The sequence below is a fragment of the Streptomyces sp. NPDC002490 genome, assembly GCF_040296045.1.
GTDB lineage: Bacteria > Actinomycetota > Actinomycetes > Streptomycetales > Streptomycetaceae > Streptomyces.
On the sequence record NZ_JBEOWM010000086.1, the window covers coordinates 1 to 15,036 of the forward strand.

General features: G+C 73.3%; 15 protein-coding genes. 8 read left to right on the forward strand and 7 right to left on the reverse strand.

All coding sequences use genetic code 11. The features are described from left to right. The coding region (locus ABT092_RS29925) for a DUF6716 putative glycosyltransferase (protein ID WP_351249462.1) at nt 1-415 on the reverse strand (415 nt) is incomplete at its 3' end. Nucleotides 416-613: 198 nt separating this feature from the next. On the opposite strand from ABT092_RS29925, the gene ABT092_RS29930 reads away from it, so the two are divergent. The 3 genes from ABT092_RS29930 to ABT092_RS29940 are packed head-to-tail and all read left to right on the forward strand — an operon-like array spanning nt 614 to nt 3,449. Continuing rightward, nucleotides 614-1,591 carry a glycosyltransferase family 2 protein gene (locus tag ABT092_RS29930; RefSeq protein WP_351249464.1) on the forward strand — a complete coding sequence of 326 codons (978 nt, stop codon included), beginning with the start codon at nt 614-616 and terminating at the stop codon, nt 1,589-1,591. Continuing rightward, entirely contained in the window at nt 1,588-2,937 is a 1,350-nt protein-coding gene (locus tag ABT092_RS29935; protein ID WP_351249466.1) for a polysialyltransferase family glycosyltransferase, read from the forward strand. The genes ABT092_RS29930 and ABT092_RS29935 overlap by 4 nt, the downstream gene beginning before the upstream one ends. 50 nt (nt 2,938-2,987) lie before the next feature. Then, nucleotides 2,988-3,449 (forward strand): MarR family winged helix-turn-helix transcriptional regulator, encoded by a 462-nt coding sequence (locus tag ABT092_RS29940; RefSeq protein WP_351249468.1) that lies wholly within the window; start codon nt 2,988-2,990, stop codon nt 3,447-3,449. Nucleotides 3,450-3,470: 21 nt separating this feature from the next. Here ABT092_RS29940 and leuE read toward each other — a convergent pair whose 3' ends face one another. From leuE to ABT092_RS29970, 6 genes are all read right to left on the reverse strand, one after another. After that, nucleotides 3,471-4,130 (reverse strand): leucine efflux protein LeuE, encoded by a 660-nt coding sequence (leuE, locus tag ABT092_RS29945; protein ID WP_351249470.1) that lies wholly within the window; start codon nt 4,128-4,130, stop codon nt 3,471-3,473. Between the two features lie 427 nt (nt 4,131-4,557). After that, nucleotides 4,558-5,904: a hypothetical protein gene (locus ABT092_RS29950; RefSeq protein WP_351249472.1), complete on the reverse strand. Its 1,347-nt coding sequence runs from the start codon at nt 5,902-5,904 to the stop codon at nt 4,558-4,560. After that, nucleotides 5,904-6,581, reverse strand: coding sequence for an RNA polymerase sigma factor (locus ABT092_RS29955; RefSeq protein WP_351249474.1), 678 nt, complete (start codon nt 6,579-6,581; stop codon nt 5,904-5,906). Before ABT092_RS29955 ends, ABT092_RS29950 begins: the two co-directional genes overlap by 1 nt. A 595-nt stretch (nt 6,582-7,176) precedes the next feature. Further along, a complete protein-coding gene (locus ABT092_RS29960; RefSeq protein ID WP_351249476.1) occupies nt 7,177-7,806 on the reverse strand; it encodes a hypothetical protein in 630 nt (209 codons plus the stop codon). Between the two features lie 80 nt (nt 7,807-7,886). After that, nucleotides 7,887-8,393, reverse strand: a complete 507-nt coding sequence (locus tag ABT092_RS29965) for a hypothetical protein (protein WP_351249478.1) — start codon at nt 8,391-8,393, stop codon at nt 7,887-7,889. A gap of 306 nt (nt 8,394-8,699) precedes the next feature. After that, nucleotides 8,700-10,370 carry a beta-N-acetylhexosaminidase gene (locus tag ABT092_RS29970; RefSeq protein WP_351249480.1) on the reverse strand — a complete coding sequence of 557 codons (1,671 nt, stop codon included), beginning with the start codon at nt 10,368-10,370 and terminating at the stop codon, nt 8,700-8,702. Nucleotides 10,371-10,686: 316 nt separating this feature from the next. On the opposite strand from ABT092_RS29970, the gene ABT092_RS29975 reads away from it, so the two are divergent. The 5 genes from ABT092_RS29975 to ABT092_RS29995 all read left to right on the forward strand — a co-directional run bounded on the left by ABT092_RS29975 (nt 10,687) and on the right by ABT092_RS29995 (nt 14,950). Next, nucleotides 10,687-11,313, forward strand: a complete 627-nt coding sequence (locus tag ABT092_RS29975) for a 2-oxo-4-hydroxy-4-carboxy-5-ureidoimidazoline decarboxylase (RefSeq protein ID WP_351249490.1) — start codon at nt 10,687-10,689, stop codon at nt 11,311-11,313. Between the two features lie 233 nt (nt 11,314-11,546). After that, nucleotides 11,547-11,927 (forward strand): succinate dehydrogenase, cytochrome b556 subunit, encoded by a 381-nt coding sequence (gene sdhC / locus ABT092_RS29980; RefSeq protein ID WP_351249482.1) that lies wholly within the window; start codon nt 11,547-11,549, stop codon nt 11,925-11,927. A gap of 5 nt (nt 11,928-11,932) precedes the next feature. Continuing rightward, nucleotides 11,933-12,415 carry a succinate dehydrogenase hydrophobic membrane anchor subunit gene (locus tag ABT092_RS29985; protein WP_351249484.1) on the forward strand — a complete coding sequence of 161 codons (483 nt, stop codon included), beginning with the start codon at nt 11,933-11,935 and terminating at the stop codon, nt 12,413-12,415. A gap of 22 nt (nt 12,416-12,437) precedes the next feature. Further along, nucleotides 12,438-14,192 carry a succinate dehydrogenase flavoprotein subunit gene (gene sdhA, locus ABT092_RS29990; RefSeq protein WP_351249486.1) on the forward strand — a complete coding sequence of 585 codons (1,755 nt, stop codon included), beginning with the start codon at nt 12,438-12,440 and terminating at the stop codon, nt 14,190-14,192. Continuing rightward, nucleotides 14,192-14,950 (forward strand): succinate dehydrogenase iron-sulfur subunit, encoded by a 759-nt coding sequence (locus ABT092_RS29995; protein ID WP_351249488.1) that lies wholly within the window; start codon nt 14,192-14,194, stop codon nt 14,948-14,950. Before sdhA ends, ABT092_RS29995 begins: the two co-directional genes overlap by 1 nt. Nucleotides 14,951-15,036: the final 86 nt, after the last annotated feature.

The window sequence follows — 15,036 nt, forward strand, 5'->3', positions numbered from 1 at the left end:
CGAGGACGAGGTCCGCGCCGTGCCGCAGCAGCAGCCCGTCGGTCAGCTTCTCGTAGACCACGCCGACGTAGCCGGTGACGACCACGGGGCGGCGGTCCCGGCCGCGCCAGGCGCGGGCGAGGCCGTGCAGCACCGCCTGGACGCCGCCGCCGACGAGGGCGAGCACGACCACGTCATGGGGTGCGCGCGCCATGGCGGCGAGGAATTCTGCGGTGGTGACCTCCGTGCGGGAGGCCGCGGGGACGCCGACCTCGCGGAGTTGACGGTTGGTGGGGGTGGCCCGGCCGCGCAGCAGGTAGCCGTCGAGCCGGCCGTCGGGGGCCAGCCGGTGCGCGGTGAGGGCGCCCCACTTCCATCGGGTGTCCGAATCGGCGAGCACGGCGACCCGCGGGGACTTCGAGGTGCTTGTTGACACACCGAGGACGCTAGGAAGAAAGCCAAAGGCGCGGCCCAACCCGAGTACAACAAACGGTGAACAGCACACCGCCAATTCGTCAAACTCCCCCGGGAAAAGAACCGACCGCGTTCGGTTGGCCATTCCGTCACGGGGCGTTCATCGGACATACGCCTGCGGGTCGACACGGATGCCGGCTCTCCGCATAACGTCTGCCGGGTGGTCAAGCTCTCCGTGATCGTGCCGTTCTTCAACGTCCGGCCCTACGCACCCGACGCCCTGCGGAGTCTGCGCGCGAACGCCCGCGACGACGTCGAGTTCCTCCTGGTGGACGACTGTTCCGAGGACGGCACCGGGGACCTCCTCGACCGTGCCGCGCAGGAGTTGCCGGGCGCGGTGCTGCTGCGGCACCCGCGCAACGCGGGACTGGCCGCCGCCCGCAACACGGGCCTGGACGCGGCCCGCGGCGAGTACCTGACGTTCCTGGACGGCGACGACTGGGTCGCCCCCGGCCACTACGCCCGACTGGTGGCGTGCATGGAGAGGTGGGGCTGCGACTTCGTCCGCACCGATCACGTGCGCAGCACCGGCCGGACCCGCACGGTGCACCGGGTGCCGCACGGGCGGCGGGGCGAGGTCCTCGACCCGCGGACCCTGATCCTGCCCGCCGACCGGTCGACCTCGGTGGACTACCCCTACGCCTGGGCCGGTGCCTACCACCGGCGGCTGGCGGACCGGGGGCTGCTGCACTTCCCCGCCGGGCTGCACACCGCCGAGGACCGGCCCTGGATCTGGCGGCTGCACCGCGAGGCCGAATCCATGGCCATCAGCGGATTGTTGGGGATTTTCTATCGACGTGGAATATCCTCGTCCCTCACCCAGATCGGCGATGTCCGGCAACTCGACTTCATTCGCGCTTTCGACCGGGTTCTCATGGAAACATCCGACGACCGCGAGGCGGAGAAATTCCTCCCGAAAGCGGTGCGCACCTATTGCGCGGTCATCGCCCACCACCTGAACACCCCCGAGAAGTTCGAGCCGGCCGTGGCCCGGGCGCTGCGGGACCGCAGTGCGGCGGCACTGCGGCGCATGCCGCAGGCGGTGCTGGACGAGGTGCTCGACGGGATGGACGCCCCGCGCGCCGGGCGACTGCGCCGGCTGCGCCGCCGCCCGGTCGGAGCGGAGGTCGCCGCATGACCGTCCGCGTGCTGCTCGCCTCCACCGCCTACGGGGTCGCCACCCTCGCCGCCGCGCTCGACGCGGGCCTGCTCCCGGCGGCCGACCGCACGGTGCTGCTGCTCTCCCGGAACGCCGCCGTGCCCGAGACCGCTCCCCCGCTGGACGCCTCGCCCGGCTTCGCCCGGCTGGCCTCGCGGTTCGACGAGGTGCGCTCGTGGAACGCGACGGTCGCCCCGTTCCACCCGAGCGCCTGGTCCCCCCGCACCCAGGACGTTCCGCTCTGGGAACGCTCGCTGCGGCTCGCCTGGGACCTGGGCGACGAGGAGGTGGCGCTGGTGGTGGAATCCCTGCACGTCAACCCGGCCATGGCGATCGCCCGGATCTTCCCGGACGCCCCCCTGCACGTCTACGCCGACGGGCTGATGAGCTACGGGCCCACCCGCGACCGCCTCGACGTGCTGATCGGCACCCGGGTCCGCGAACTGCTCCACCTGGACCTGGTGCCGGGGCTGCGCCCGCTGCTGCTCACCGAGTTCGGGGTGCCGGCCCGCCCGGTGCCGACCGATGCGTTCGGGAAGGTGCTGGACGAACTCGCCGACGCCACCGGGGACGTCGACCTTCCCCCCGCGGACCGGGGCGCCGACGGGCCGGGGCCGGCCCTGCTGCTCGGCCAGTACCTGGCCGAGCTCGGCATCCTCACCCCCGACGAGGAGGAGGACCTCCAACTGCGGATGCTGCACGGGGCCCTCGCCCGCGGGCACCGCCGGATCATCTTCAAGCCCCACCCCACCGCCCCCGCCCGGCAGTCGGCCCGGCTCGCCCGGGCCGCGTCCGAGGCGGGCGCGGAGTTGACGGTGCTGGACCGCCCGGTGCTCGCCGAGGTGCTCTACCGCAGGCGACCGCCCGGGCTGGTCGTCGGTTGCTTCTCCACGGCGCTGTTCACGGCGGCCACGTTCCACGGGCTGCCGGTTGCCCGGGTCGGCACCGAGCTGTTGTTGGAGCGGCTGACCCCGTACCAGAACGGCAACCGGGTGCCGGTCACCCTCGTCGACGCCCTCGTCCCCGACCTCGCCGCCGCCCCGGGCGGGGCGGGGTCCGGGACCGCCGTGGACGCGGCGGCCCTGGTGACGGCGGTCGGCTTCGCGATGCAGCCGCGGGTGCTCGCCGACCGGCGCCCCGAGGCCGTGGAGTACCTCGCCCGGCACCTGGACGAGCACACCCGCCGGTACTTCAAGAAGCGTCGGCTGACCGCCCTGGGGTTGCCCGGCGGGGTGCCGCGGCAGTTCGCGTTCCTCCCCCGCAACGCCGCGGTCCGCCGGGTCGCCCGCGGGGCCCGGGCGGTGAAGCGGGCCGCACTGGGGTGAGCGGGGGCGGCGCTTGACCTCGACCTTGGTTGAGCTCCTACGGTCGCGGCATGGAGTACACACACGATGACCAGGGACTCGCCCGTCAGCCCATCGGCTACTGGAGTTGGGCGACGTACGACGCCGTGGTGCCGTTCATCCGGGCCGGGCTCGCCGAGCACGGACTCGCCCAGCCGCAGTGGTGGATCCTCAACCAGCTCGCCGACTCACCCGGGGGCCGCCCCCTGCCCGACCTCGTCGCCCTGCTCAGCGGCTACCTCGACGACCTGGAGACCACGATCGAAGCCGAGACCGGCGACCTGGTCCGGCGCGGCCTCGCCGACACCGAGGAGGGGACGGGGCAGGTCCGGATCACCGAGGCCGGTCGCGCCCTGCGGGAAGCGGCCGCCACGACCCAGCAGGCCCGGATGGCCACCCTGCACGCCGGGGTCTCCGAAGCGGAGTACGTGGCGACGGTCAAGGTGCTGCAACGGATGATCCACAACGTGGGCGGACGCGCCTGGCACCACTGACCCGCCCGCTGCCGGACGGGGTCACGCCCCGGCGGTCGACAGCTTCGCCGCGAAACCGAGGAAGAGCGCGCCCGCCGCCGTGGTCGCCCCGGCCGACAGCCGGCGGCGGCTGCGGAACAGGGCGGCCAGCCGGGACCCGCCGAAGATCAACGCCGACAGGTACAGCGCACTGGCCACCTGGAGGCAGGTGCCGAGCACCACGAAGGTCACCGCCGGATAGGCGTACGACGGGTCCACGAACTGCACGAAGAAGGAGATCAGGAACAGGATGGCCTTCGGGTTCAGCAGACTGATCAGGAAGGCCCGCCGGAACGGCCGCTCCCCCGAGTCCACCGGGGCCCGCTCGGCCCCGTCCTCCCGGGCCGGCTCCTCACGGCGCTCCCGCCACATCCCCCAGGCCGCCCGCAGCAGCCCGACCGCCAGCCAGGCCAGGTAACCGGCGCCCGCGAACCTCACGATGCCGAACAGCACCGGGTTGCTCTGGAGCAGGGAGGCCGCGCCCGCCGCCGCCAGCGTCATCAGCACCATGTCCCCGGCCCACACCCCGGCCGCCGCCGTGTATCCCTGCCGCACGCCCCGGCGGGCCGCGACCGACAGCACGTAGAGGGAGTTCGGCCCCGGCAACAGGACGATGAGGACGAGGCCCACCAGGTAGGTGGAGAGGTCTGTGACACCGAGCATGAGGCGGAGTCTCGCACGAAAACGGGACATCGCGACAGGGTCGTCCGTCGGCCGGACCCGGCCCGGCGGGGCGCGGAGCAGGAGGAGCCGGACCCGTCGGATCCGGCGGGAGGGAGCCACAGTGGCGCGGGCGGGACCGGGGGAACATGTCCCGCCCGCGCCGGTGGCGACGAGCCGTAGGTACGGGGGGAACCCCGGCTCTCGCGAGGCCGATGACCAGTCGGCCCACTTGATACTGCGCCATCACTCGGCAAAACGTCACACCTGGCGGGAATTTTCTCCAGCTTGACGAGAACCCTCCAGGTCAGAAGCGGCTCCGCTCGGACATACCGCCAGGAAAAGCCCGGGGTTCGGTGGCCGATACCCGTTCTCTTCCCCCGCGACCGCGGGGGAAGAGAACGCACTCGCGGTCCGGTGCGCGGCCGGCTCAGCCGGCCGCGGCGGCTCCGTCCGCGAAGGACGCTCCCGGGCGGGCGGCGAGGGGAGAGGGGGTCCCGGAGGAGGAGGGGGAAGACGAGGGGGAGGACACCGGTGGCCGCGCGGGCACCGGGACCCCGCCGGCGCCCCGGGTCGGGGCGGGGGAGGCGCCGCGGGGCCCGCCCGGGTCGGGGTCGCCGCCGCGGCGGGGCTTCGCCGGAGTGCCGCCGGCGACGCCGTCCCCCCGTTCGTCGCCCCTGCCCTTGCCGCCGTCGGGACGGTCGCCGCCCTTGCGGCCCTCGCCCCGGGCGCCACCGGCGGCCTCCCGCTCTCCGCGGTCCCGGCCGCCGGGGCCGCGGTCGTCCCGGTCGGCGCCCGAACGCCGGTCCGCGGGACGGCGGGCGTCCTCGGCTTCGCGCTCCTCCCGGCCCCGTCGGTCCTCCCGGTCGTCCGCCTGCCGCCGGCCCGCGGCGGGCGGTCTGGAGGGCACGGCTGCATGGCGGGCCAGCATCCGCACGCAGAAGCCGGTCACCCGGTGCGGGCCGCCGGCGGCGCGTTCCAGGCGCCCGAGGCCCTCGGCGTCCAGGGCGCCCTGCCGGTGCTCCCGACAGTCCTCGACCGCCCGGACCACCCACGCCCCGCCCTCCGGGCCCGGCGTCGGGTCCCCCGTCGTGGTGGGGACGTCACCGACCCGAGGGGTGCCCGGGGATCGGAACGGGTGCTCCGGCACGGCGCTCCCGCTGGCCCCGTCCGGGGACTCGCCCCCGGAGATCGTGGCGGTGGGCGGGACGGGCACCGGGGCGGTCGTCCGGGGGTGCGGGTGGTCGCCGGTGATGGTGCCGCGTCCGTCGAACGGCGTCGGCAGCACCCCGGTGCCGGTGGCCACGGCGACCCCGCCGATCATGCCCGCGACCAGCACCGAGGTGATGGTGAACCGCACCGGCCGCGCCCACCGCGGGCGCCGGCGGACGTGTCCCCGCCGCCCGGTCGCGGGCCGCGCCGGCTCGGGCCGCACGCTGGCGTCGGGCTCGACGACGGGCGCCGTGGCCGTCCGGCGGGCGTGCGCGACGCGGTACGCGGCCACCGCCGCCGCCTCGCCGGGCAACTCGCCGTCGAAGCCGGCGGCGTTCCGGGCGGGTGCTCCGCCGGGGTGCCGGTGCTCCCGGGGCCCGGCGGAGCGGTCGGGCCCGCGCCCGGCCTCGTCCCGCAGCGCGTCCAGGAACCCGGCCAGCCGCTCGGCCCGTCCGTTCCCCCACCCGTCGCCGTCGTGCAGGCCCCCGGTGTCCTCGGGTCGTTCCCCCCGCAGCAGGCGCTCCGTCACCTCTCGGTCGGGCCACCGTTCCTGCTCGTCGGGCATCACATGTCCTTCTGCGTCCGCGTTCGCGAATGCGTCACACCGGCGGAGAGGGCCTCCCGCGCTCCCGGGCGGCGCGGACGGGGCACTGCGTCGAGGCGTTCCGAGGGGGCCGGGTCATCCTCTTCGGGCTCGTCGCCGAGCAGTTCGGCGAGACGTTTCAGCCCTCGGTGGGCGGCGGTCCGCACGGCGCCGGGGCGCTTGCCGAGGGTCTGTGCCGCCGTCTTCGCGTCGAGGCCGACGACCACCCGCAGCACCACCGCCTCGGCCTGGTCCTGGGGCAGCCGCGCGATCAGCGACAGGGTGCGGCTGGTGGCCAGCGCCTCCATCGCCTCGACCGCGGTGTCCGACTCGGCGGGCTTGCCGGTCAGCTCGGTCTCGTCGGCGCCTATCGCGGGGCGACGGCCCCGCATGCGTATGTGGTCCAGCGCGCGGTTGCGCGCGATCCGGGCCGCCCAGCCGCGGAACCGGTCGGCGTCGCCGCTGAACCGGTCCAGGTCCCGGGCGATCTGGAGCCAGGCCTCGGAGGCCACGTCTTCGGCGTCCGGGTCGCCGACCAGCGTCCGGACGTATCCCAGCAGCCGTGGATGCACCGAGCGGTACACCGTTCGGAAGGCCCCGTCATCCCCGTGCTGAGCCGCAAGCACCGCGGCGGTCAACTCCGCGTCGTCCCCCAGCACTCAACGCACTCCCTCATTGCGCCTGGACCGACGTCGCGTCCGCGAGTCGGCAGGTCACCGTCGTGGTCTTCCCGTCCATGGTTGCGGTCCCTGAATGACCGCGGACATCGATGGCCCGCACTCGGCGCGAAAGGCACGCTACGGCCTGAAATGCGTCCACGTCCATGTTTGTACAAGCCGCAACTACCACCGGGAAGAGTGGGGTGTGACACAAAACGAGCCTTCGGCGCAGTAGTAGATACGGGCCGCCGCGCGGCCCGTGCCGTGCGGCGGCCGGGGCCTCTCCTGTGGGGGGTGGCGGCCCCGGTCGTTGCCTCCGCACCGCCTCCCCTCCCGTCGGCTGCCGTCGCGCCCGGGACGCCGCCGGGCGGCCCAGCGGCCCGCTCCCCGCCCTTCCCGCCCCGACCTGGTGTTTCACCGGTCGGGTCACTCCCCTTCCGCTGCGGATCCGCCCTCCCCCGGCACCTGCCGCGGCCGCTCGCGGCCGGTGTCGTCCCGGCGCGGCGGGGGGCGGGACCGGCCCCCTGCGGGCGCCGTCGGGAACCGGCCATCCGCGGGCCGGACCGACCTGCGCCGCACCCCACGGTCGGACCGCTCAGTTCCGGCCACGAGCCCGCCGGGAGACCACCGCCCGCAGCACCCGTCGGCCCTCGGTCGTCACCGCGTGCGCCTGACGCATCCCCCCGGTGCCCCGGGCGGCGACCAGTTCGAGGGTGGTCTGTTGCCGTCGCAGTTCGGCGGCGGCCAGCGGCGGCAGTTCTGCGGCACGGTCCTCCCGGGCCGCGACCAGGGGTTCGTCCACGGAGTCGGCGACGGCGCCCTCGGCAACCCCGTCCCGGGCCGGGTCCAGCAGCAGGTGGATGCGGAGCGAGGCCAGCGAACAGTCGTCCGCCCAGGTCCGCAGACCCGGGTCCGGGGCGTCCCCGCCCCGGAGTGCGTACGGCAATGCGACGGGCGCGTCGGCCAGCATCCGCAGGGCCAGGTCCCCGGCCTCGTCCTCGGTGGCGCACTCCCCGCCGGCGGTGGCTTCGGCCAGTGCGGTGCGGACCAGGTCGACCCGTTCGCCCCACTGTCCGGCGTCCCCGCCCGCGCTCAGCACCGCCCACAGCGGGCGCAGCAGTTCGTCGTCGCCGCCGAGCAGCGACACGCAGCGGTCGAGGCAGGCGAGGCCGCTGACGGCGAGCCCCCTCTCGTCCGCCTCGGAGATCAGTTCGACCAGGCTCATGACGCCTCCCGTCACCACCGGCGTGGCGCCTTCCTGCGGCGTCCGCACTTGTCCTTTCTGCGTGTCCCGCGCCCCAGGCGTCACAGCCGCATCACTCCGAGGCGTTCCAGGAAGCGGAAGAACAGTTGCTCGGCGGAGGGGTCCGCACGGGCGCCCAGCACCTCGACGAGCGGTCCCGGGGCCACGGCCGCCCCGGCCTCCGCCGCCCAGCCGACCGCCCGGTCCGCGGCGTCCGTCGGCGTGAGGAAGTAGTCCTCCAGGGTGCGTTCGTCGCCGCCGAGGTGGGCTGCGGTGGCCGCCCGGTCCAGGCAGGTGGTCCAGCCTCCGCCGTCCGGGGCCGCGGCCTCCACCACCACGCACGCGCTGTTCATGACGTACCCGAACAGGGCCGGGGCACCGGTCTCCAGCGCCAGGGCGTTCATGCTGCCGATGTCGGTGCCGTCCTCGCCGCCCGGGCACTCCCAGACCTGCCAACCGTCGGCGCGTCGCTCCAGCAGGCTGAGTTCGCCCCGGACGGCCGCGAGGGCGTCGGTGCCGTCGAGCGGTTCCCCGCCCCGGCCCACGACGTAATAACCCCAGTAGCCCATTCGGTCGTCCCCCGTCCCGAGCGAAATCCCGCCATACGCGGACGCCGACCAGATCACCACACTGCCGCGGCCGTGCGCTAGCCCTTGGGCGCTTTGTGGCGGTTCACTCCGATGGGTCGGCCCCGGTGCGCGCCCCGGCGACGGGGTGCGTCCCGTTTCCTCCCGCTTCCCCGTCCCCCGCCTCCGTGCGGCCGGGGAGCGCCGTACCGGGTGACCGCCCGCCGATGCGTCGAACGGCAGACGCCCCGGTACGACATCCGCCGCAGGGTTCCTGCACCCGGTGGCCCCGGGCGACGACGGGCCGGCTCAGTCGACCCGGTCCGCGAGGCGGACGAACTCGTCCCAGGCGAGGGCGGGTCGGGCCGGGTCCCACAGCTTCTGGGCGGTCGCCCGCAGCGGCAGCCTGATGCCGGCCGCGACCTGCGCGGGGGTCTGCGCGTTCGGGAAGTCGCCCCACACCGCGAAGGAACCGCCGAGGATCTGCCGGTCGTAGCGCCGGTCGACGGGGCGGGTGCCCCGCACCACCAGCGGGGTCCACTCCTCGTAGATCCGCCGCCCGGTCGGGTACGTGAACTGGTTGGGCTCCCCGAGGACGTAGTAGAGGTACTCGTCGTTGTAGTTGACCAGCGGGCGACCGGTGCGCAAGTACTCCACGGGCTCCCGGGCGCCGATCTCGGTCCCCGTCCAGTACGCGGTCTCGATGTCCTCGGCGGGCTGCACCCCGCCCCGGAAGAACCCGTCGTTCCAGGCCCGCGGTCGCCGGCCCAGGTCGCGCACCGTCTCGGCCCGGTCCTCGACCCAACCGGTGGCGAGGTCGCGGACGGTGGCCCCGGCCCCGTACCGCTCCCGGGCCGCCGCGGCGAGTTGCGGGTAGTGGGCGGCCGGGTCCCGGGCGAAGAGCGCCGGGTACTCGTCCCCGCCCAGGTGCCAGTACGGGCCGGGGAACAGCTCCGCGTACTCGCGCAGCAACTCGTCCACGATCTCTCCCGCCCCGGGCCGGGATATGTCGACGGCGCCCCGCGGACCCGAGCCGTCGGTACCGCGCAGTTGCAGGTCGGGGTGGGCGGCGATCACCGCACCGAGGTGCCCCGGGGAGTCGATCTCCGGCACCACGTCGATGTGCCGGCTGCGCGCCAGCGCCAGGATCCGGCGGACCTCGGCCTTGGTGAGGTGGTCCCGGGACACCACCTCCGGGTGCCGGTCGGAGGCGATGCGGAAGCCCTGGTCGTCGGAGAAGTGCAGGCCCAGCTCGTTGAACTTGAGGTCGCCCAGCTCCCGGATGCGGTCCTCGATCCAGTCGACGGAGTAGGTCTTGCGGGCGATGTCCAGCATGAAGCCGCGCCGGGGCTTGGCCGGCTCGTCGCGGACGACTCCCTCGGGCGCCGCCCCCGCCCCGCGCACCGCCTGTTTGAGGGTGCGGGTGCCGTGGAAGACGCCCCGCTCGGTGGCGCCGGCGATCCGGACCCGGTCGTCCCGCACCGTCAGGACGTACGCCTCGGAACCGCCGTCGCCGTCGCCGTCGAGGACCAGTTCCACGTCCCCGGGCCCGGCCGCCGCGTCCCCCGCGAACCCGAGCCCCAGCTCGTCCGCGATCAGCCGGCCCTCGTCGGCGAGCACGGCATCGGCGACGACGACCCGCCGGTCCGCCGCGGGCCGCCAGCCGGGACCCCGGGCCGGGGTGTGCTCCCGTACCGCGGGAATGGTGAGCGGCGCCCGGGACAACGGGCCGGTGGGGCTGGGGCGGGCCGACTCGGCGGGCCCGGACGGGGACGCGGCGGGTCCGGTGGACGTCGGGGAGTCGGCCGTGGCGTCGGCACCGGTGCCCTCGCCGTCGCCGAGCACCAGCGCGAGCACCGCGGCGAGCCCGCCCAGGACGACGAGGACGGCGAGCGCGAGGAGCACCGTGACGGTCCGGCGGGGCCCGTCGACCCGCCGGTGCTTCGGGGACGGCGCATGCCCCCGCGGCTTCCTCGTCATGCCCTCGACCCTCTCCCGTCCCCGGGTGCGGCGCACCTCGGGCGAGTCCCTATCATCGGCGCCGACGACGCGTCAGCGATCCCGGTCGACGTCAGCGCAGCGGACCCAAACTCTTCCGTTCGGGTGATATCCGTGCCCCTGTCGGACGCCTTCCGGCAGCGGATCGCTAGCGTGGCCGCACAGATCTCATCCGTGCCGTCCGCACCATCCGGCACAACCGCTTCCCACCTGCGACGGCGCACACCTTCCGCACCGCCGCACCGTCCCGGCGCCACGCGACCCACGCCGTCGCACCGTTCCTCACCAGGGAGCCACGCTGCCCTCTCACGGGTTCCTCCGACCGACCGCCGCCGCCGGACCGCCCCGGCAGCGCACCCCCGTCCCGGCCGGCCTCGACCGGCTGAACTCCGCCCCGCCCGAGACCGCGCTCGGCGCGTTCCTGGGCTGCTGCGCCAGCCACCGGTGGGCCGCCCGACTCACCGCGCACCGCCCCTACCCGACGCTGGAGGCCCTGCTGGCCGCCGCGGACGAGGCGGCGTACGACCTCACGGCCCCCGACCTCGCGGAAGCCCTCGCCCGGGAAGCCCCCACCCGTCCGCCCAGCGCCACCGGGCCGGGCCATTCCGCCGCCCGCACCGCACTGAGCGCCGCGCACGCCGCCTACGAGAGCAGATTCGGCCACGTCTTCCTGCACTGCCTGGACGACTGCCCGCCGGAGGAGGCGCTCGACCGGGTGCTCAGCTCGCTGCGCACCCGGCTGGGCCACGACCCGGAGGAGGAACGGGCGCTCGTCGCCGACGAACTGCGCCGGATCGCCCGCGGGCGCCTCACCCGACTGGCGCAGGACCGCACCACGACCGCGACGGCCCCCGGAACCGACCGTCGGCCCGCCCCGCACCCCGGCGCGCAGGGAACAACCGGAGGGTCATTTCTCCACGAATGACCGAAAAGAGCCCTTCTGAGGGTCCGTTCGACCCTTCGGAGAGTGACCGAAAAGCGATGTCGATCACCCATACGTGCCCGTTTGATTGCCTGTTTGATCACACCGGCCGGCCCCACGTGAAGGTTCCGACAAGTCGTCGCTACGATGGCCGGGGCCGGTGGACCGTACCCGGCCGGGCCAGACCGACACCCCAAGCCGGCAGGCCCTGATCCCCGCTCCCGGAGGGTTCTTCCGTGCCGGCTGGAACGCTGTACCGCGGCCGGGAAGGAATGTGGTCCTGGGTGGCTCATCGAGTCACCGGCGTCCTCATCTTCTTCTTCCTGTTCGTCCATGTGCTGGACACCGCACTCGTCCGTGTCTCCCCGGAGGCGTACGACAAGGTCGTCGCCACCTACAAGACACCCCTCGTCGCGCTCTTGGAGTACGGCCTCGTCGCCGCCGTCCTCTTCCACGCGCTGAACGGCCTTCGGGTGATCGCCGTCGACTTCTGGTCGAAGGGCCCCCGCTACCAGAAGCAGATGCTGTGGACCGTCGTCGGCATCTGGGTCGTGCTGATGATCGGGGCGCTGTACCCGGTGCTCGGCCACGCCGTTCGTGAAGTCTTCGGGAGCTGACGCACATGTCGACCGATCTCTCCGCACAGTCCGGCATCGGCGCCGTCGAAGGCGCGGCCGTCTACGGCCCCGACAACCCGGCCCCCCTCATCGAGGCCCCCCGCAAGCGCACCGGCAAGACGCCGAAGTCCACGCGCGGGAACTTCGAGCTGTACGGGTGGCTGTTCATGCGCCTGTCCGGCATCGTCCTGGTCGTCCTCGTCCTCGGGCACCTGCTGATCCAGCTGGTCCTCGACGGCGGCGTGTCCAAGATCGGCTTCGCCTTCGTGGCGGGCCGCTGGGCCTCGCCCTGGTGGCAGACCTGGGACCTGGTGATGCTCTGGCTCGCGATGCTGCACGGCGCCAACGGCCTGCGCACGGTCATCAACGACTACGCCGAGCGCCCGAACACCCGGCTCTGGCTCAAGGGCCTGCTCTACACCGCCACGGTGTTCACGATCCTGCTGGGCACGCTGGTGATCTTCACCTTCGACCCGAACATCCGCTAGGCACGGGGCTGAGGCAACCACCATGAAGATCCACAAGTACGACACCGTCATCGTCGGCGCGGGCGGCGCCGGAATGCGCGCCGCCATCGAGGCCACGAAGCGCAGCCGCACCGCCGTGCTGACCAAGCTCTACCCCACCCGGTCCCACACGGGCGCCGCGCAGGGCGGCATGGCCGCCGCGCTCGCCAACGTGGAGGAGGACAACTGGGAGTGGCACACCTTCGACACCATCAAGGGCGGTGACTACCTGGTCGACCAGGACGCCGCCGAGATCCTGGCGAAGGAGGCCATCGACGCCGTCCTCGACCTGGAGAAGATGGGCCTGCCGTTCAACCGGACCCCGGACGGCACCATCGACCAGCGCCGGTTCGGCGGGCACTCCCGCAACCACGGCGAGGCCCCCGTCCGCCGCGCCTGCTACGCGGCGGACCGCACCGGCCACATGATCCTCCAGACGCTGTACCAGAACTGCGTCAAGGAGGGCGTCGAGTTCTTCAACGAGTTCTACGTCCTCGACCAGCTGATCACCGAGGTCGACGGGGTCAAGCGCTCGGCGGGCGTCGTCGCCTACGAGCTGGCCACCGGCGAGATCCACGTCTTCCAGGCGAAGTCCGTGATCTACGCCTCCGGCGGCACCGGCAAGTTCTTCAAGGTCACCTCCAACGCGCACACCCTCACCGGCGACGGCCAGGCGGCCTGCTACCGGCGCGGGCTGCCGCTGGAGGACATGGAGTTCTTCCAGTTCCACCCGACCGGCATCTGGCGCATGGGCATCCTGCTGACGGAGGGCGCCCGCGGTGAGGGCGGCATCCTGCGCAACAAGGACGGCGAGCGCTTCATGGAGAAGTACGCGCCGGTCATGAAGGACCTCGCGTCCCGTGACGTCGTCTCCCGCTCCATCTACACCGAGATCCGCGAGGGCCGCGGCTGCGGCCCCGAGGGCGACCACGTCTACCTGGACCTCACGCACCTCCCGCCGGAGCAGCTGGACGCCAAGCTCCCGGACATCACCGAGTTCGCGCGGACCTACCTCGGCATCGAGCCCTACACGGACCCGATCCCGATCCAGCCGACCGCGCACTACGCCATGGGCGGCATCCCGACCAACGTCGAGGGCGAGGTGCTGGCGGACAACACCACCGTGGTGCCGGGCCTGTACGCGGCCGGCGAGGTCGCCTGCGTCTCGGTGCACGGCGCCAACCGCCTGGGCACCAACTCGCTGCTCGACATCAACGTCTTCGGACGCCGCGCGGGCATCGCCGCCGCCGAGTACTCCGCCACGGCCGACTTCGTGGAGCTGCCGGAGGACCCGGCCGCGCTCGTCGTCGACCAGGTCGAGCGGCTGCGCAACTCCACCGGCACCGAGCGGGTCGCCGAGATCCGCAAGGAGCTCCAGGAGACGATGGACGCCAACGTGATGGTGTTCCGCACGGAGCAGACCATCAAGACGGCCGTCGAGAAGGTCGCCGAACTGCGCGAGCGCTACAAGAACGTGTCCGTGCAGGACAAGGGCAAGCGGTTCAACACGGACCTGCTGGAAGCGATCGAGCTGGGCAACCTGCTCGACCTGGCCGAGGTCATGGCCGTCTCGGCGCTGGCCCGCAAGGAGTCCCGCGGCGGTCACTACCGCGAGGACTACCCGAACCGCGACGACGTCAACTTCATGCGCCACACCATGGCGTACCGCGAGGTCGCGGCCGACGGCACGGACTCGGTCCGTCTCGACTACAAGCCGGTCGTCCAGACCCGCTACCAGCCGATGGAGCGTAAGTACTGATGGCAACCCCCGTACTCGACAAGGCCGAGGCCGCGGCCTCGTCCTCCCACCTGATCACGGTCACGTTCCGCATCCGGCGCTTCAACCCGGAGCTGACGGCGGACGCCGTGTGGGAGGACTTCCAGTTCGAGATCGACCCCAAGGAGCGGGTCCTCGACGGCCTCCACAAGATCAAGTGGGACCTGGACGGCACCCTCACCTTCCGCCGCTCCTGCGCCCACGGCATCTGCGGCTCCGACGCGATGCGCATCAACGGCCGCAACCGGCTGGCGTGCAAGACGCTGATCAAGGACATCAACCCGGCGAAGCCGATCACGATCGAGCCCATCAAGGGCCTCACGGTCCTCAAGGACCTGATCGTGGACATGGAGCCGTTCTTCCAGGCGTACCGGGACGTCATGCCGTTCCTGATCACCAAGGGCAACGAGCCGACCCGGGAGCGCTACCAGTCCGCCGAGGACCGCGAGCGCTTCGACGACACCACCAAGTGCATCCTGTGCGCCGCGTGCACCTCGTCCTGCCCGGTGTTCTGGAACGACGGCCAGTACTTCGGCCCGGCCGCGATCGTCAACGCCCACCGCTTCATCTTCGACTCGCGCGACGAGGCCGGCGAGCAGCGGCTGGAGATCCTCAACGACAAGGACGGCGTGTGGCGCTGCCGCACCACGTTCAACTGCACGGACGCCTGTCCGCGCGGCATCGAGGTCACCAAGGCGATCCAGGAGGTGAAGCGGGCGCTGATCACGCGCCGCTTCTGACCTGACGCGACACGCGAGAGGGCCGCCGCACCGGGGGGGGGGGGGGGGGCCCCGCCCGGGGGGCCCGGGGGGGGGGCCGCGGGCGC